The sequence below is a fragment of the Nocardia sp. A7 genome (genome assembly GCF_046549215.1).
In the GTDB taxonomy this organism is placed as follows: Bacteria; Actinomycetota; Actinomycetes; order Mycobacteriales; family Mycobacteriaceae; genus Nocardia.
On the sequence record NZ_JAJPWE010000005.1, the window covers coordinates 1 to 17,990 of the forward strand.

Annotated in this window: 15 protein-coding genes; 10 read left to right on the top strand and 5 right to left on the bottom strand. The window is 66.1% G+C overall.

Translation table 11 applies throughout. From position 1 onward, the window contains the following. Positions 1–374, top strand: a 374-nt coding sequence (locus ACLJPD_RS25540) for a sigma-70 family RNA polymerase sigma factor (RefSeq protein WP_410875446.1), incomplete at its 5' end; no start/stop codon positions are given. A 657-nt stretch (positions 375–1,031) separates the two neighbouring features. On the opposite strand, the gene ACLJPD_RS25545 is transcribed toward ACLJPD_RS25540, so the two are convergent. The 3 genes from ACLJPD_RS25545 to ACLJPD_RS25555 all read right to left on the bottom strand — a co-directional run bounded on the left by ACLJPD_RS25545 (position 1,032) and on the right by ACLJPD_RS25555 (position 2,805). Next, a complete protein-coding gene (locus ACLJPD_RS25545) occupies positions 1,032–1,367 on the bottom strand; it encodes a YnfA family protein (RefSeq protein WP_410875448.1) in 336 nt (111 codons plus the stop codon). Between the two features lie 25 nt (positions 1,368–1,392). Then, positions 1,393–1,695: a hypothetical protein gene (locus tag ACLJPD_RS25550; protein WP_410875450.1), complete on the bottom strand. Its 303-nt coding sequence runs from the start codon at positions 1,693–1,695 to the stop codon at positions 1,393–1,395. Between the two features lie 453 nt (positions 1,696–2,148). Continuing rightward, complete coding sequence (locus ACLJPD_RS25555; protein WP_056817616.1) at positions 2,149–2,805, bottom strand: nitroreductase family protein; 657 nt, start codon at positions 2,803–2,805, stop codon at positions 2,149–2,151. Positions 2,806–3,246: 441 nt separating this feature from the next. On the opposite strand from ACLJPD_RS25555, the gene ACLJPD_RS25560 reads away from it, so the two are divergent. The 3 genes from ACLJPD_RS25560 to ACLJPD_RS25570 all read left to right on the top strand — a co-directional run bounded on the left by ACLJPD_RS25560 (position 3,247) and on the right by ACLJPD_RS25570 (position 5,788). Further along, on the top strand, positions 3,247–4,767 hold the full coding sequence (locus ACLJPD_RS25560) for a phosphatase PAP2 family protein (protein ID WP_410875452.1): 1,521 nt from the start codon (positions 3,247–3,249) through the stop codon (positions 4,765–4,767). A gap of 41 nt (positions 4,768–4,808) precedes the next feature. Further along, entirely contained in the window at positions 4,809–5,045 is a 237-nt protein-coding gene (locus tag ACLJPD_RS25565; protein WP_410875454.1) for a hypothetical protein, read from the top strand. 134 nt (positions 5,046–5,179) lie between these two features. Continuing rightward, positions 5,180–5,788 carry an NUDIX hydrolase gene (locus ACLJPD_RS25570; protein ID WP_410875456.1) on the top strand — a complete coding sequence of 203 codons (609 nt, stop codon included), beginning with the start codon at positions 5,180–5,182 and terminating at the stop codon, positions 5,786–5,788. Positions 5,789–6,494: 706 nt separating this feature from the next. Here the strand turns inward: ACLJPD_RS25570 and ACLJPD_RS25575 are convergent. Further along, entirely contained in the window at positions 6,495–8,672 is a 2,178-nt protein-coding gene (locus ACLJPD_RS25575; protein ID WP_410875458.1) for a malate synthase G, read from the bottom strand. Positions 8,673–8,906: 234 nt separating this feature from the next. Between ACLJPD_RS25575 and ACLJPD_RS25580 the strand changes: the two genes are divergently transcribed. The 5 genes from ACLJPD_RS25580 to ACLJPD_RS25600 are packed head-to-tail and all read left to right on the top strand — an operon-like array spanning position 8,907 to position 16,098. Next, positions 8,907–9,548, top strand: a complete 642-nt coding sequence (locus ACLJPD_RS25580) for a TetR/AcrR family transcriptional regulator (RefSeq protein WP_410875459.1) — start codon at positions 8,907–8,909, stop codon at positions 9,546–9,548. 2 nt (positions 9,549–9,550) lie between these two features. Beyond that, positions 9,551–10,840, top strand: coding sequence for an acyl-CoA dehydrogenase family protein (locus ACLJPD_RS25585; RefSeq protein ID WP_410875461.1), 1,290 nt, complete (start codon positions 9,551–9,553; stop codon positions 10,838–10,840). A gap of 41 nt (positions 10,841–10,881) precedes the next feature. Further along, positions 10,882–13,023 carry a choline BCCT transporter BetT gene (gene betT, locus ACLJPD_RS25590; protein WP_410875463.1) on the top strand — a complete coding sequence of 714 codons (2,142 nt, stop codon included), beginning with the start codon at positions 10,882–10,884 and terminating at the stop codon, positions 13,021–13,023. Between the two features lie 10 nt (positions 13,024–13,033). After that, positions 13,034–14,548: an aldehyde dehydrogenase family protein gene (locus tag ACLJPD_RS25595; protein WP_410875465.1), complete on the top strand. Its 1,515-nt coding sequence runs from the start codon at positions 13,034–13,036 to the stop codon at positions 14,546–14,548. Then, a complete protein-coding gene (locus ACLJPD_RS25600; RefSeq protein ID WP_410875466.1) occupies positions 14,545–16,098 on the top strand; it encodes a GMC family oxidoreductase in 1,554 nt (517 codons plus the stop codon). The genes ACLJPD_RS25595 and ACLJPD_RS25600 overlap by 4 nt, the downstream gene beginning before the upstream one ends. 49 nt (positions 16,099–16,147) lie before the next feature. On the opposite strand, the gene ACLJPD_RS25605 is transcribed toward ACLJPD_RS25600, so the two are convergent. Beyond that, the gene (locus ACLJPD_RS25605) at positions 16,148–16,600 is read right to left on the bottom strand and encodes a winged helix-turn-helix transcriptional regulator (protein WP_410875467.1); all 453 of its coding nucleotides are present in this window, start codon (positions 16,598–16,600) and stop codon (positions 16,148–16,150) included. Between the two features lie 84 nt (positions 16,601–16,684). Between ACLJPD_RS25605 and ACLJPD_RS25610 the strand changes: the two genes are divergently transcribed. Continuing rightward, positions 16,685–17,917, top strand: coding sequence for an MFS transporter (locus ACLJPD_RS25610; protein WP_410875468.1), 1,233 nt, complete (start codon positions 16,685–16,687; stop codon positions 17,915–17,917). The last annotated feature ends 73 nt before the right edge of the window (positions 17,918–17,990 follow it).

Consider the following 17,990-nt stretch of genomic DNA (forward strand, 5'->3'; position numbering starts at 1 on the left):
CGACCGAACTCGATGTTGCGGTCACTGATATCGCCCGTACCCTGGTGGCGGCCAACGCGTTCCAGACACGCAGCCTCGACACCCCCGCACGTGATACCGACGGTGATCCCAGCATGACCATCGCCGATACCTTCGGCGATGAAGACCCCCGCTTCCAACTGGCCGAGGACACGATCACCGTCGCGCCGTTGTTGGCGCAGTTGTCGTCGGAGGATCAGCAGCTGCTGATCTGGCGGTTCTACGACACCCTCACTCAGGGCGAGATCGCGCAACGCCTCGGTGTCTCCCAGATGAGCGTGTCCCGCAAACTCACCAGACTGCTGGGAGATCTTCGTGCACAGACCAGCGACGACCAAACCGCGCTCGCGGCCTGAACTCCCCCTCGAGCTGTGCGCGGTGAATCCGGCCGTCGCTTCAAATCGAGCGCGGCCGGTGTGTGTCGGAAAACGACCTTGAGATAAGACCGTCTCCCGAACACACACCGGCTCGATGGCGGCGGCGGAGATGCCCGGCGCGCATGTTCGGAAACCCGGGACGGCCGCCACGCCAACGGGTTCAAGACCCCAGCTCAAGGCGCGGCGACAGCCGTATGGGCGGCCACATCACCCACTACTCGACCAACATGACGGCCTCTATTGCCAGGACTGCGATATCGCCAAACCAGCCACCACCGACGACATGCTCATCGGCGGCGTAAACCATGGGCCGTGGACCCCAGCGCCGCCGCCAGCCTCTGGGCGATGTCCAGCGAGATCACCGGGCTGGACAGCTTCTCCTGACGTCGAACGTGACGCTGGCAGATTCGAGCCAAATCAACCGGCTGTCCGTACCGCCTCATCGAGCGCTTTCCGGGCTGCCACCGGCCTCCGCGGTCAACCAGGCACGAGGGGTCCAGATCTGAGAAATCCGGCGCTTAGCGAATAGCGTTACGGGAGTATATGATTCGATGCCAGGTCTACGGCATCCGCTGCCGTTTCGGCGACGACTACCCGAACCGCTCGAAACCAGCAGGGCCCGGCCCGGCACCCCTTCTATGCAGGGCGGGGCGCGTACATGATGATCCCGACCCCAACCAGGCAGATCACCGCGCCCGTGACGTCCCACCGGTCGGGCCGGAAACCATCCAGGGCCATGCCCCACAGCAGCGACCCGGCGACGAACACACCGCCGTAGGCGGCCAGGATGCGCCCGAAGTTCGCGTCGGGCTGCAAGGTGGCGACGAATCCGTACAGCCCGAGCGCGATGATTCCGGCACCGATCCAGGCCAGACCGCGGTGTTCGCGCACGCCCTGCCAGATCAGCCACGCGCCACCGATCTCAGCAACAGCGGCCAGGACGAACAGCAGGATCGAACGCAACACGGTCATAACCGTCGACCCTACGAAACCAAGATCAGCGAGCCGTGACCGTGGTGCACCCACACCCCGTGGTTTCGGTTTCCTCCGTGCCGGCGCAACCGGTCGCGCCGCATCCAGAGCGTCGGCCGCGGGCACGGGCCCAGAACAACCCGGCGACCCCGCCGATGACCAACGCGATTCCCAGGGGTTCGAGCCACGACAGACTCAGCAGCGCGACCCCGCCCGAGGCCAGGCCGGCGGCGGCCAGCAGCGGTGCCAGGCAGCACCCGACGCAGATCAGCGTGCCGAGCCCGATCGGTGCCCACCAACGACGGGCCTCGGTAGTCTCAGCAGTCACAACGCCCTCCAACTGAAGTGGTGGCGGTGGTGTTCTCGCCGGTGAACGGGATAGGGCAGCACGGGCTTTCGCTGCACGCAAGCAGGGACCGATCGAGCCTACGGGTGCCGAGCCTGGCTCGGGCCCCGCCACCGAAGTCAACAGCGTCGAGGTCAACGCCGCCGAAGTAGCTGACTGCGGCTCGGTACGGTGACGACCTCTCTCCAATCCTCAGGGTCGGCTTCGGTCACCGGACTCTGCGATCAACCTGAAGGCATGCTCTCGGCGGAGATCGATTCGAAGGGTTCGGCAACACCATCGAGCACACAGCCGAACAGTGTCAGATCAGCGGACCGAGACCGCAAGAGTGAACGTGTTGCGCAGTCCAGAAAGACAGACCTATCTACCCGCCGCTGCCAAGTAGAGCTTCTCGACCGCAGGCGTAGATGAAGCTGCGGGCGAATCGGCTCAGCACTACCATTTGTTGACGTGCAGTACTGTGTCGAGCGGGGCGCGTTTGGCGAGCTTGAAGTCGGTACCCTTCGTGTAGGCAACAGGCAAGAGCACGCCCTGCCGAATACTCGGGGGAACTCCCAGCGCCTCGGCGACCTCTCGTTCGTACTCCAGATGCAGTGAGGTCCACGCAGACCCGAGGCCGCGCTCACGCAGTGCGAGCGCGAAGCTCCAGGCGGCGGGGAGCAGCGAACCCCACAGACCGGCCTGGTTCCCCTCCGGCATCTGCCCACCCGGAACGTGGATCGCACCGATCACCAGCACCGGTACCTGCTCCATCACCTCCGCCAGATAGGTCGCACTCGAAGCCACCTTCTCCGCGGTATCGGCGTCCTTCGGCGGCTTCGCCTGCCGCACGGCCGCACCCGCCGCAGCGTAGGCGGTGTAGGACTTGCGGTAGTACTCCGCCACGATCTTCTTGGGCTCGGGATCGGTCAGCACGATCCAATGCCAGCCTTGCAGGTTACTGCCCGACGGCGCCTGGAGCGCCACCTCCAATGCGTCGGTGACCACCTCCAGCGGCACCGGCCGATCCAGGTCGAGACGTTTGCGCACCGACCGGGTCGTGGTCAGTACCTCGTCAGCGGACAGGTCGAGATGCGGGAACTCGACAGTCATACGTTCTCCCATCTTGGGCTCGGTATCAGGATCGCCCCGTCATATAGTCGACGGTGCGCATATCAAAGTATGCGAAGATCCCTTCACGGGCATCGTCATCCCCCAGCACACCACGAATCCGACTGCCCATCCGGTCGCGGGCTCGGCGATCCGGCTGTTGGCCCGAGGGGCAGAGAATGAGCGTGCCCCGCGATCCCCGCTCCGACCCTGCCAGCCCTGGCACGAAGAAATCGCTGTTCACCGATGCGATCAGCTCCGCAGGTCAGATCTTGCCCACGACGGCGGCGCGCGCGGGGATCGCGCTAGTGATTTCTTGATTGATTGCGACCGCCTGTAACGGGAAACCTTGGACAACAACGGTATCCGGCAACCGGAGTTCACTGGTGGCCTGTCGCGGTTCTCGCTGGTCTGCGATGCCGCACGATCGCAGGAGGTGTTGCATTGTCTGTCGACCAATGCGACGGGGATGTCGCGACAGGCGCTCACAGCTCCGTCGTCGCGCATCACAGCGAGGCCGAGGCCGCCGAACGATTCGCTGTCCGCAGTGCCGCGGCGTTACTCGCCGCTATGGGCATCGGTATCGGGTTCGGGGTGCTCACCGCACTGGTCCGGACGCGGTGGGAACCGATGCAGACCGCAGATCAAACGGTCACCGACCACCTGGTCGCCGTGGTGGCGGATAACAAGGCCCTGCAAAGCATAGTCACCGGCATCACCGAACTCGGAGCGACCAGCACGCTGGTTGTGGTGCTGACCGTCGCCACCATCTGGCTGCTGCTACGTCGTCTCCCCCGACTTGCCGTCTACGTGGTGCTCACCGCCGCGGGCGGCCTGATCCTCAACCCGGTCGTCAAAGAGCTTGTCGCACGGTTACGTCCGGTGGTGGACGAGCCCGTCTACACCACCGACGGTTGGAGCTTTCCCAGCGGACACGCGATGAGTTCACTGGTGTGTTACGGCGTTGTGCTGCTGGTCTTCACACCCACCTGGCAGGCGGGCGCACGCCGCGCGGCGACGGTGTTCGCAGTGGGGATCGTGATCGCCATCGGGGTGAGCCGCATAGCGCTCGGCGCGCACTACCTCACCGATGTCCTCGGCGGCTGGTTGCTCGGCACATTGTGGCTCGTACTGGCAACTGTCGCCTTTCACCGATGGCGTCGCGATGCCCGGATCGACAGCACCGGCCCCCTACCCGGCGACGTCGCCCCGGCCGAGGAAGACGACTTGCGACCGGTCCCGGTTCAGCATCCGCCCACGCTGGCGCACCCATGGCAAGGGATCGGCGAGCTCGCGGTCGCGTGGGTGCTGCTCGTCGGCGGGCTGGTCGGAATCGGCAAACTGGTGCGCACCCTCGACACCGACACCGCTGTCCTGGGGTGGGATCACCGCGTCGTGGCGATGCTCGCCGAGCATCGTAATTCCACACTCACGTCGATCCTCGGTGTGTTCGGCGAGATCGGAAATACCATCGCGATCATCACGGTCGCTCTGATCGTCGCAGCACTCGCGGTGGGCATCGCACGCAGCTGGCGACCGGTGTTGTTCCTCGGCACGGCGCTGCTGGGCGAGATCACGCTATTCCTCACCACCGCGGCGATCGTCGACCGGGACCGGCCCCGGGTCGCACACCTCAATCCCGACCTTCCCCCCACGGCCAGTTTCCCTTCCGGGCACGTCGCCGCCGCACTGACGCTCTACGCCGGCACCGCCGCGCTGGTGTGGGCCACCACACGCCGATGGCAGTACCGGGTCTTCGCCGCCGCGGCACTCCTGATTCCGGCGCTGGTAGCGGCGCAGCGACTCTATGCCGGAGCCCACCACCCCACCGACATCATCGGCTCGATTCTGCTGTCCTCGATATGGATCGCGATCGTCTGGTGGGTCGTGCGGCCCGTCTCGACCGGCGATCGGTCGGCACTTCCCCAGGCTCGGCCTGCCCGGCGCAGTTCATCCGCGAGCTGATCGTCGGCCGAATCGACCAGGGCCACCCCGACCAGCGCACGGTGACGCTGACGATGCTCTCGCGCCTGCACGACCTGCTGTCGCTGTTCACCCGCGACGGCCTGTCCAAGCTGGTGGAAGAATGTACCTACCCGCTGACCGGGCGCCGCTGTGTCGGCCGAATCTACAGCGACTACGCAATATTCGAACTCGGCGCCGCACAGGTCCGTGTCCGCGCGACCTACGGAATCTCGCTCGACGAATTACGGATCAGAACGGGAATACGCTTCGCACACTGAGCACTGAGCACTTCAACCGAAACGTCAACCTCCTCATACGCGAGGCCATTACCAGCTGGCCCCAAGACTCGGTTAGGTCTGCGCCACCACGGGTTCGACACCGTGTCGATCTCCGATAGTGGGATGCTCGATGGATGAGTGTGCAGAACTTCCGGGACGTGGCCACAACCCGATTGCGCGGGTTCGATGTTCAAGCCGTGGCGGATGTACCTGGGATGCGGCGCGCGACAGTGGTGCTGTGTGTGCTCGAACATGACGGACAGCCCTGCGTGATCGTGATCAAACGCGCCTACCGCGGCCGCAACGCCGGGCAATGGGGATTGCCCGGCGGGCGGGTCGACGGTGACGAAACCACTGTCGCGGCCGGCCTGCGCGAATTGCAGGAGGAGATCGGCCTCGATGCTTCCCCCGCAGAGGTGCTCGGCCGACTGGACGATTTCCCCGCGGCCTCCGGTTTCGCGATCACGCCGATCGTAGTGGCGCTCGACAACCCCGGCGCCCTCTCTCCCAACCATGAGGTGCACCAGGTGCATTTCGTTGCTCTCGATCGGCTCGCCGCCGACGGGGTTCCATACTGGGCCGATCAACCGGATGGAACCCGTCTGCTGCAGATGCGACTCGGCGATGCCATGACCATCCACGCTCCGACCGGAGCGATGCTGCTGCAGTTCCGTGATGTCGTGCTACTCGGTCGCGAGACCAGGGTCGCGGACCTGCTGCAGCCCGTTTGGACAAATAGGTAGCGGTGACGACGGATTCCACATCGGCAGGTTCAATGAGGTTGAGGACCGGGTTGTCTGCTTGACAAGTGAGTTTCGGTGGCAGTCAGGCGGTCTCGACCATCTTTCAGAACGGCGGCGTCGGTCGAGCCTTCGAGCCCGTCGGTTGGTCAGCGCACGTTCGATTCCACTGTGACCACCGGTAAGACTTCTTACCGGCGGCCAGACCGCCAGTCTGCCCCGGCGTGTGTATGACCCCGCCGATCCCCTCTGCCCAGCCCTCCCAGCCGCGCAACGCCGAACGCCCCGGGCACGCTGGCAAGCGAGCTCGGGGCGTTCGTGATCGGGTAATCGGCCGCGCACAGGCTTGATGTACTCCGAAGCGCCGACGACCGGGCAGCTTCAAGGCGCGCGTCTACAGATGTACTCGCCCAGGCATCGGGGACTCGAAGTGTCTACGAAGCGGTCCTGTGGCCGACACCGGGCGGCCACAACCCACGCCGCATCGTCGCAATGTCAGCAAAGGAGAAGTGCGAACCCGCTGGTAGACAGCTTCTGTGGACAATGTCAGCGCGTTCTGTCTGTGACCGTTTTTGTGACCGTTTGAGCGGGACGCGCCGGTATCCGAGGTGATCTCCGGTGACGGCAGAGGCCCCGCCTCGGATGTCTCCGACGCGGGGCCTCTAACGAAAAGAGCTGCTACGAGCTACTTTTCAAGGACTCGGCACTTCTACTTCTGCGCGGCCTTGTACTCGCGACGACGCCGGTGCAGGATCGGCTCGGTGTAGCCGTTGGGCTGCGTGGTGCCTTCCAGGACCAGTTCCTTGGCGGCCTGGAACGCGATGTTGTCATCGAAGTTCGGGGCCAGGGGGCGGTAGGTCTTGTCGCCTGCGTTCTGGCGGTCGACGACCGGGGCCATCCGCTCGAGGCTGGCGATCACGTCGGCCTCGGTGACGATGCCGTGGCGCAGCCAGTTTGCGACCAGCTGGCTCGAGATGCGCAGGGTGGCACGGTCTTCCATCAGGCCGATGTCGTTGATGTCGGGCACCTTGGAGCAGCCGACACCGTGATCGATCCAGCGGACCACGTAGCCCAGGATGCCCTGGGAGTTGTTGTCCAGTTCCTGACGCTTCTCCTCCTCGGTCCAGTCGGTGGACTGGGCGAGGGGGATCTCGAGGATCTGGTCGACGGTGGCACGCGGGCCGCCCTTGGCGATCTGCGACTGCTGCTTGAACACGTCCACCAGGTGGTAGTGGGTGGCGTGCAGGGTGGCGGCGGTCGGCGAGGGCACCCACGCGGTGTTGGCGCCCGCCTTGGGGTGGCCGATCTTCTGCTCGAGCATGCCCGCCATCAGGTCCGGCATGGCCCACATGCCCTTGCCGATCTGCGCCTTGCCGGGCAGGCCCTTGGCCAGGCCGGTGTCGACGTTCCAGTCCTCGTAGGAGGTGATCCAGGTCTGAGCCTTCATCTCGGCCTTGCGGACCATCGGCCCGGCCACCATGGAGGTGTGGATCTCGTCGCCGGTGCGGTCGAGGAAGCCGGTGTTGATGAACACCACGCGGTCCTTGGCGGCCTCGATCGACGCGGCGAGGTTGACCGTGGTGCGGCGCTCCTCGTCCATGATGCCGACCTTGAGGGTGTTGCGGGTCAGGCCGAGGACGTCCTCGATCCGGCCGAACAGCTCGTTGGTGAACGCGGCCTCGTCGGGGCCGTGCATCTTCGGCTTCACGATGTAGACCGAACCGGTACGCGAGTTGAGGCGGGTGTTGTCGCCGTTGAGCGAGTGCACGGCGATCAGCGAGGTGATCAGGCCGTCCATGATGCCCTCGGGCACTTCGTTGCCCTGCGCGTCGATGATCGCGTCGGAGGTCATCAGGTGGCCCACGTTGCGCACGAACAGCAGCGAACGACCGTGCAGGACCAGTTCCGAACCGTCGAGCGCGGTGAACACGCGGTCGGGGTTCATGGTGCGGGTGAAGGTCTTGCCGCCCTTGGAGACTTCCTCGGCCAGGTCGCCCTTCATCAGGCCGAGCCAGTTGCGGTAACAGACGACCTTGTCGTCGGCGTCGACCGCGGCGACCGAGTCCTCGAAGTCCATGATCGTGGTGAGCGCGGATTCCAGGACGATGTCCTTGACGCCGGCGGTGTCGGTGGACCCGATCGGCGAGGTGGCGTCGACCTGGATCTCGATGTGCAGCCCGTTGTGCTTGAGCAGGATCGAAGTCGGAGCGTCGGGATCACCGAGGTAGCCGACGAGCTGCGACGGGTCGGCAAGGCCGATGTCGGTGCCGTCTTCGAGGCCGATCTCGAGCTCACCGTCGACGATCTTGTAGTACGCCGAACCGATGTGCGAACCGGTGATCAGGGTGACGGCGTCGTCGAGGAAGTTGCGGCCCCACTCGATGACCTTGTCGCCGCGCACGCGGTTGTAGCCGCTGCCCTTCTCCGCGCCGTTGGCCTCGGGAATGGCGTCGGTGCCGTAGAGCGCGTCGTAGAGCGAACCCCAGCGCGCGTTGGCGGCGTTGATCGCGAAGCGCGCGTTCATCACCGGCACCACGAGCTGCGGGCCCGCGGTGGTGGCGATCTCGGTGTCGACGTTCTCGGTGGCGATCTGGAACGGCGCGGGCTCGGGGCGCAGGTAACCGATCTCGGTCAGGAACTGCTTGTAGGCCGCCTTGTCGTAGCCGGTGCCCGGGTTCTCGCCGTGCCAAGCGTCGAGCTTGCCCTGGAACTCGTCGCGCTCTGCGAGCAGAGCGCGGTTGCGCGGGGCGAGGTCGTTGATGATCTGCTCGGCACCGGCCCAGAACGCGGCGGAATCTACGCCGGTACCGGGGAGCGCCTCGTTCTCGATGAAATCGTGAAGAACGCTCGCCACCTGGAGCCCGCCGACCTGAATCCGCTTTGTCATCTACTGCCTCACTTAGGTGAAAACCGGGTGGGAAAAGTCGATGTCATGTTACCCGTGGGTAGAGGTGACACCTCGTGTGGGTACGAACGCCCCGCGGGCTCCGTCCATTCCGCCACGCCGAGGCACCGAGGTCGGCGACGTCGGCGCGGCGGGTCACCCCTTGATTGTAGGTGCGCCGACAATTAATGTACTGATCGGAACATTAAGTCGCGAGCCCAACCGAACGGAGGCGCCGTGACACCCGAACCGGTCGCCCCCGTGCGTCGTCGCGGACGACCGCCCGCCACCGAGCGCGCGGACACCCGCGAGCGGATCAACAACGCCGCACTCGAGCTGTTCGCCGAACGCGGTTTCCATGCCACCGGCGTCGCCGAGATCGGTGCGCGAGCCGACGTCCAGCGGGGCGCGCTGTACTACCACATCGGCTCGAAGGAAGACCTGCTGTGGGCGATCCTGCGCGACTACACCCGGCTGCTGCTCGCCGATGCCGAACGGATCGTCGAGGCCGGCACCGACCCTGTGCGGACCCTGCGTCAGCTGATTCGCAGCCATGTCGAACTGATCGTCACGCATCGGCGCGCGGTGGCGATCCATCTGCGCGACGCCGACGCACTCACCCACGAACACGCTGTCGTCCTGCAGCAGCTGCGCGACCGACTACAACACCACTGGCAAGACGTCATCGATGCGGGCCACGCGGCCGGGCAATTGCGTACCGCCGACCACATCGTCACCAACGGCATGCTCGGCATGCTCAATTCCCTCGGCTACTGGTACCGCGAGCGCGGCACCCACTCACCTGCCGAGATCGCCGACATTCTCACCGACACCGTCCTGGCCGGGCTCCGTGCCGCGGGCGACAACACGAAAGGCTGACCATGGCTTGGGATTTCGAGACCGATCCGGAGTACCAGCGCAAGCTCGACTGGGTGGCGGAGTTCGTGCGCGCCGAGGTGGAGCCCCTGGATCTGCTCTACCCCAACCCCTATGACCGGACCGACCCCGAGATCCGGGCACTGATGCGGCCGTTGCAACAGCAGGTCAAGGATCAGGGCATGTGGGCCTGCCATCTCGGCCCCGAGCTCGGGGGGCCCGGTTTCGGTCAGTTGAAGCTGGCGCTGCTCAACGAAGTGCTCGGCACCTCGATGTGGGCGCCGCTCGTCTTCGGTTGTCAGGCACCGGATTCCGGCAACGCCGAGATCCTGGCGCACTTCGGCACCGCCGAACAAAAGGCGAAGTACCTGCAGCCGTTGCTCGACGGCGAGATCGGCTCCTGCTATGCGATGACCGAACCCACCGGCGGCTCGGACCCGACCGCGTTCCGGACCACCGCGGTGCGCGACGGTGACGAGTGGGTGATCAACGGCGAGAAATGGTTCAACTCCGCCGCCGAGTTCGCGACCTTCCACATCGTGATGGTGGTGACCGATCCCGAGGCCGAGCCACACCAGCGACTGTCGATGTTCATCGTTCCCGCCGATGCGCCGGGACTCGAACTGGTGCGCAACTTCACCGTGCCCGGCTTCAGCGAACACGAAGCGCACCTGCGGTTCACCGATGTGCGGGTACCCGCCGATCATCTGCTCGGCGCGGAAGGCGCGGGCTTCGTCGTCGCGCAGACCCGCCTCGGCGGCGGCCGCGTGCACCACGCGATGCGCACGGTCGCGTTGGTACGCAAAGCCTTCGACATGATGTGCGAGCGCGCGGTGTCGCGCCCGGCTCGCAAGGGTGTGCTCGGCGGCTTCCAGATGACCCAGGAACGCATCGCCGACAGCTGGATCCAGATGGAGCAGTTCCGTTTGCTCGTCCTGCGCACCGCGTGGCGCATCGACCAGGCCCAGGACTACCGCGCCGTCCGCAAGGACATCGCCGCCATCAAGATCGCCATGCCGACCGTCATGAACGACATCGCCCGCCGCGCACTGCATCTGCACGGCGCGATGGGGGTGAGCACCGACCTCCCCTTCCTCGACATGACCACCTACGCCGAGGTCATGGCCATCGCCGACGGCCCGACCGAGGTCCACAAGATCACCCTCGCCAAGGAAGTGCTCAAGAACTACGCGCCGGGAGACCCCGTGTATCCGAGTGGCTACCGGCCCGCACTGCGCGAGCAAGCCCGTGATCTGGTGTCGCGCAGACTCGAACACGAGGTCGGCAACCACTGATATCCCCGATCAGCGGGTAGGCACGAACTAGCCTGCCTCGCATGGGTGGTGTCAGCAATCCCGGGGACAACGACGCGCAACGATCACCTACCGGGACCGCGCACGACGCGGTTCCGGTACATCCGGTAGCCGACCGGCGTTCGGTCAACAAGCCGGTGTTCCTCACCGCGGCGGGGATCGTGCTCGCGTTCGCGATCTGGGCGCTGACCTCACCGTCGAGCGCCGAGACCGTGGTCGGCGAGGTGAAGACGTTCATCTCGACCTGGTTCGGCTGGTGGTACTTCGTGCTCGCGACGGCCATTCTCGGGCTCGTCGTCTTCCTCGGTGCCAGCAGGTACGGCCGCTACCGACTCGGTCCCGAGGAGTCCAGGCCCGAGTACAGCCTGTTCTCGTGGACGTCGATGTTGTTCGCCGCCGGCATCGGCATCGACCTGATGTTCTTCTCCGTGGCCGAGCCCGTCTACAGCTACCTCCACCCACCGTCGGGCCCGGCCGAGACAGATCAGACCGCCCGCGACGCGGTGACCTGGACGATCTTCCACTACGGCATCACCGGCTGGGCGATGTACGCGCTCATGGGCGGTGCCCTCGCCTACTTCGCGTTCCGGCACAATCTGCCGCTCACGATCAGGGCGGCGCTGTACCCGATCTTCGGCAAGCGGGTGCACGGCCGGTGGGGCGACGCCATCGACGTGGCCGCCGTGCTCGGCACCATCTTCGGCATCGCCACCTCGCTGGGCATCGGCATCGTCCAGCTCAACTACGGGCTGCACGAGCTGTTCGGGATCTCCCAGGGCAAGGCCGCCCAGATCGGGCTGATCGCGCTGTCGGTGGTCATCACCACGATCTCGGCGACGACCGGTGTCGACAAGGGCATCCGGCGGTTGTCGGAGCTCAATGTGATCATGGCGATCGCGCTGCTGATCTACATCCTGCTGGCGGGCCGCACGGATTTCCTGCTCAACGGCTTCACTCAGAACGCCGGTGACTACATCTCGACCTTCCTCGACCGCACTCTGAACACGTTCGCGTGGGAGCGCAACCCGGAAACGTCCAACCAGCCCTCGACCTGGCTCGACAGCTGGACCCTGTTCTTCTGGGCGTGGTGGGTGGCGTGGGCACCGTTCGTCGGCCTGTTCCTCGCGCGGATCTCGCGCGGACGCACCTTGCGGCAGTTCATCTTCGGCGTGCTGGTCGTGCCGTTCAGTTTCACCGTGCTGTGGATTTCGATCTTCGGCAACAGTGCGCTCGAAGTCGCCAGGAAGGACAAGGAATTTGCCGAGCAGACCGCCGCCAGGGCCGAACTGGGCTTCTACTCACTGCTCGAGCAGTACCCCGGCGCGACCTTCCTGCTCGGCATCGCGACCATCACCGGGCTGCTGTTCTACGTGACCAGCGCCGACTCCGGATCGCTGGTCATGGGCAATTTCACCTCGAAACTGCCCGATCCGATGGCCGACTGCGCGCGCGGCACGCGCATCTTCTGGGCGGTCGCGATCGGTGTGCTCACCCTGTCGATGCTGTTCGCGGGGTCGGGCGGTTCCATCACCACGCTGCAGAACGCCACCATCATCATGGGGTTGCCGTTCTCGTTCGTGCTGGCTCTTATCGGCGTCGCGCTACTACGTTCGCTGCACAACGAGTCGTACAAGATCGACAGCTACCGCGCGGCCCTGCCCAATGCCATCGCGGCGGGGCGCGGGCCAAGCGAACAGACCACCTGGCGGCGCAGGCTGATCGGCACCATCCACTATCCCGGTCCGGCGGCGACTCGGAAGTTCGTCGCCAACACCGTCATCCCGGCGATGCACGACGTCTCGGCCGAATTCGCGAAAATGGGAGTCACCGCGACGGTCGACGAATCGGGCCTCAACGAAGGACTCCCCTCGCCCCGGCTGCTCGTCGATCAGGCCACCGAGCCCCGGTTCGAATACGGCGTGTATCCCGTTTCCGCACCGGCACCGAACTACGCGGTACTGGCCCAACGCTCCGGCGACCGCTACTTCCGGTGCGAGGTCTATCTCGCGGAAGGTTCGCAGGGGTACTCGCTCAACGGCTACACCAAGGAACAGACGATCGGCGACATTCTCGACCAGTACGAACGCCATCTCGGCTATCTGCACCTGCGGCGCGCGGCCACCGATCACCATGATCCCGAAGCGAGCACCGACAGCGATCTGTGAAGGGACATTCATGAGCGAGACCCTCTACATCGATGGAACCTGGCGGGCGGCCGCCTCGGGCAAGACCCGCGAAATACGTTGCCCAGCAGATGATTCCGTTGTCGGTGTCGTTGCCGAGGCGGATGCCGAGGACACCGTCGCGGCCATCGCCGCAGCCAGGGCCGCCTTCGACCGCGGCCCGTGGCGGGCGACTTCGGCCGTCGAACGGGGCGACCTGCTACTGCGCGTGGCCGATGCGATCGACGACCGGCGGGAGGAGTTCGTCAACGCCGAGACTCTCGACACCGGCAAGCGTCCCTACGAGTCGGAGATCGACATGTCCGACATCGCGAACTGCTTCCGGTATTTCGGCAAGCTCGCCGCCGACGACGCGGGCCGGGTGGTCGACGCGGGCTCGCCCGATATCGATTCCCGCATCGTCTACGAGCCGGTCGGGGTCTGCGGTCTGATCACGCCGTGGAACTACCCGCTGTTGCAGGCGGCGTGGAAGGTCGCACCGGCGTTGGCGGCGGGCAACACCTTCGTGCTCAAACCGGCAGAGTTGACTCCCCACACCGCGATCCTGTTGATGTCGGTGCTCGACGAGCTCGAAGTGCCTGCCGGAGTGGCCAATCTGGTGCTCGGTGCGGGTGCCGCCGCGGGTGCGCCGCTGTCGGAGCATCCCGATGTCGACCTGGTCTCGTTCACCGGCGGGCTGGCCACCGGCAGGATCATCGCGCGCGAGGCGGCCGCCACGGTGAAGAAGGTGGCGCTCGAGCTGGGCGGCAAGAACCCGAATGTGATCTTCGCCGACGCCTGCGACACCGACGAACGGTTGGCCGCCAGCGTCGACAACGCCCTGAACGCAGCTTTCCTGCACTCGGGCCAAGTGTGTTCGGCGGGTGCGCGTCTGGTGATCGAGGAATCGGCGCACGACCGGTTCGTCGACGAGCTCGTCCGCCGCGCCGAGCAGATCCGGCTCGGGTTGCCCTTCGCCGAGGGCACCGAGACCGGGCCACTGATCTCGTCCGCCCATCGCGACAAGGTGCATGCCTATGTCGAACAGGCCCGCGCCGAAGGTGCTGTCATCCGTACCGGTGGTGCGTTCGCCACCGGCGACGCGGGCTCGGGCAACCTCGACAACGGATGGTTCTATCCGCCGACGGTGATCGACGGCGCGAGTCGCGCGATGGCGTGCGTGCACGACGAGGCGTTCGGGCCCACGGTGACCGTGGAAACGTTCACCACCGAGGACGAGGCCGTCGAGATCGCCAACGACACCGAGTACGGTCTCGCGGGCGCGGTCTGGTCCGGTGACGCCGCGCGTGCCCGCCGCGTCGCCGCCCGGTTGCGGCACGGCACGGTGTGGGTCAACGACTTCGGACCGTATCTGCCGCAGGCCGAATGGGGTGGTTTCGGTCGCTCCGGGGTCGGGCGTGAGCTCGGGCCGTCCGGGTTGCACGAGTACCGCGAGGCCAAACACGTGTACGAGAACCTCCGGCCGGGCGTCACCGGCTGGTTCGCCGATCAGGAGGAACAGCGGTGAGCACCTACGACTACGTGATCGTCGGCGGCGGTTCGGCGGGGGCGGCCGTCGCGTCACGGTTGTCCGAAAACCCGTCGGTGACGGTCTGTCTGCTCGAGGCGGGACCGTCCGATGTCGACGACCCGGCCATCCTGCGGCTCGACCGCTGGATGGAACTCCTGGAATCCGGCTATGACTGGGACTACCCGATCGAGCCGCAGGAGAACGGCAACTCGTTCATGCGCCACGCTCGCGCCAAGGTGCTCGGTGGCTGTTCCTCACACAACAGCTGTATCGCGTTCTGGGCGCCGCGCGAGGATCTGGACTCCTGGGAACGTGACCACGGCGCCACCGGGTGGGGCGCCGATTCGGTGTATCGGCTGTACCCGCGGATCGAGACCAACGACGCCCCCGGCGAGCACCACGGGCGCAGCGGCCCGGTGCACATCATGACCGTGCCGCCGAACGACCCGTGCGGTGTGGCTCTGCTCTACGCCTGCGAGGCAGTGGGTATCCCGCGCGCCGAGTTCAACTCCGGACGCACAGTCGTCAACGGCGCCAACTTCTTTCAGATCAACCGTCGTTTCGACGGCACGCGCTCGTCGTCGTCGGTCAGCTATCTGCACCCCCACCTCGCCCGGCCGAACCTCACCGTGCAGACGGGCGCTTGGGTCAAGAAGATCGTGATCGAGAACGGGCGGGCCGTCGGGGTCGACATCACCGACAACGCGTTCGGCCGCACCACCCGGATCACCGCGAACCGCGAGGTGATCGTCTCCGCCGGCGCCATCGACTCGCCGAAGCTGCTCATGCTGTCGGGCATCGGACCCACGGTTCACCTGCGCGAGAACGGCATCGAGGTGATCGTCGACTCCCCCGGTGTCGGCGCGAACCTGCAGGACCACCCGGAGGGCGTGATCGGTTTCGAGACGACGCGACCGATGGTGGACAGCTCCACCCAATGGTGGGAGGCGGGCATCTTCACCCCCACCGAGGACGGCCTCGACCGGCCGGATCTGATGATGCACTACGGCAGCGTCCCCTTCGACATGCACACGCTGCGACAGGGGTATCCGACCGCCGAGAACACCTTCTGTCTGACGCCGAATGTCACCCATGCCCGCTCACGCGGCACCGTGCGGTTGCGCTCGCGCGACTTCCGGGACAAGCCGAAGGTGGACCCGCGCTACTTCACCGATCCCGATGGCCACGACATGCGGGTGATGATCGCCGGTCTGCGCAAAGCCCGCGAGATCGCCGCGACCCCGCCGTTGGCGGACTGGGTGGCACGCGAGTTGTATCCGGGGCCGGACGTGCGGACCGACGCCGAACTGGCCGACTACGTACGCCGCACCCACAACACCGTCTACCACCCGGTGGGCACGGTCCGCATGGGTGCTGTCGACGACCCGATGAGCCCGCTCGACCCCCAGCTGCGGGTCAAAGGTGTCGAGGGTCTGCGCGTCGCCGACGCCTCGGTGTTTCCCGCGCACACCACGGTCAACCCGAACATCACCGTCATGCTCGTCGGCGAACGCTGCGCCGAGCTCGTCGCTGCCGACCGAAAATAGATCAGCCGACTTCCGGCTCTCGCCTCGCAGAAGCCCCGCACGATGGCTCTCAGTCGACTCGCCGCACTTCGGTGGTCGCGGCAGTGACCAACGCGCCGGACCCACTGCGCGGGTGCAGCGCGGCGAGTGGTCGGCCGTCGCGGTCCACGAGCGTCGAGCGGGGCTCGTCGTCGGTGAAGGCATGACTCTCCCCCCACTGCCGTAGCGCGACGATCGTGGTGAACAGGTCCTGCCCGGGGACGGTCAGCTCATAGACGTGCCGTTTGCCGCTCGGGGTGGCGCTGGTGGTGAGGATGCCGTCCTCGACCAGGCGACGGAGACGGTCGGCGAGGATGTTGCGCGCGATCCCGAGCCGCTGCCGGAACTCGGTGAACGAAGCCGGTCCGTCCATGGCGTCACGCACGATGAGCAGGCTCCACCGGTCACCCACCAGGTCGACGGTTCTGGCGACCGGGCAGGTCGCATCGGTCCATTCGCGGTCGGCACGGGTCGCTGATGCCATCGGCCACCTCCCTATGAGTTGCAATTCGAAACCATTATTGCTTACCGTGAATTGGTTTCATTTTGCTACTCTTTTGGAGGTCTGGTGGCGACAGGAGTTACACGAGCACAGCGGTTGCTGCTGGCGACGGTGTGCGCCGTGGCGGTGTCGACGATCTACGCGATCCAGCCGGTGCTGGCCGTGGCGGGTACCGAGTTGGGGTTGTCGCCGGAGTCGTTGGGTGTACTGATCGCCGCCGGGCAGATCGGGTACTTCGCCGGGCTGATTCTGCTGGTGCCACTCGGCGATCTGGTGAACCGACGTCGGCTCATCGGCAGCCTGCTGGCGCTCACCTCGGTCGGCGCCGCGATCACCGCCGGCGCGCCGAACGGGGCCGTCGCGGTGGCCGGACTGGTGTTCGCCGGGGTGTTCGCGGTCGTCGTGCAGGTGACAGTCGCCTATGTCGCCGCGGTCTCGGCGCCCGAGGAACGCGGCCGCAACATCGGCGCGGTCACCTCGGGAGTCGTGATCGGCATCCTCGGTGTTCGGGTCGTCGCGGGACTGCTGGGTGACACGCTCGGCTGGCGCGCGGTCTATGTCGTGCTCGCCGTGCTGTGCGCGGGGCTCGCCATCGCTACCCGCGGGGGCCTCGACCCGGACGTCAGAACATCCGCCGATCGATACACACGGATTCTGCGGTCGATGGGACGCCTGGTGATCACGGATCGACTGTTCCTGAGCCGGGGCCTGATCGCGTTCTTCCTCTTCGCATCCTTCGGATCGCTGTGGAGTGGCCTCGCGCTCCCACTCGGTGCGCGACCCTGGTCCTTCGGCACCACCGAGATCGGTCTGTTCGGCTTGGTCGGCCTCGCGGGAGCCCTGGGCGCGGGCCGGGCGGGCCGGTGGGCCGATGCCGGTCACGCGCAGCTGATCACCGGCTGGTCGCTGCTGATTCTCGCCGCCTCCTGGCTGTTCATCGCGCGGACCGGGCCGACTCTCGCACTGCTCGTCGTCGGCATCGTGGTGCTCGACTTCGCCGTCCAAGCCGTGCACGTGAGCAGCCAGCACCTGCTGACCACCGCACACCCCGACCGCGCCGGCAGCGTCATCGGCGCCTACATGGCCTTTTACTCGCTGGGCTCCGCCCTCGGCGCGGTCACGACGACCTGGGCGTACACCGGGTGGGGATGGTGGGCCTCGTGTCTGTCCGGCGCCCTCTACGCCCTGGCCGGGTTCGCCGTATGGGGGTCGGCCCAGCTCTGGCAGCGCGACCGTCGACCGGAAATAAATCAGCCGACATTTCGGGCACGATATGCCACCATGATTTCACGCAGGTGATTCGCATCGGGCGAGGAACCGACGAGCAGCATCGAGAGGAGGAGACGGCCGTGAAACAGCAAGTGCCACAGCG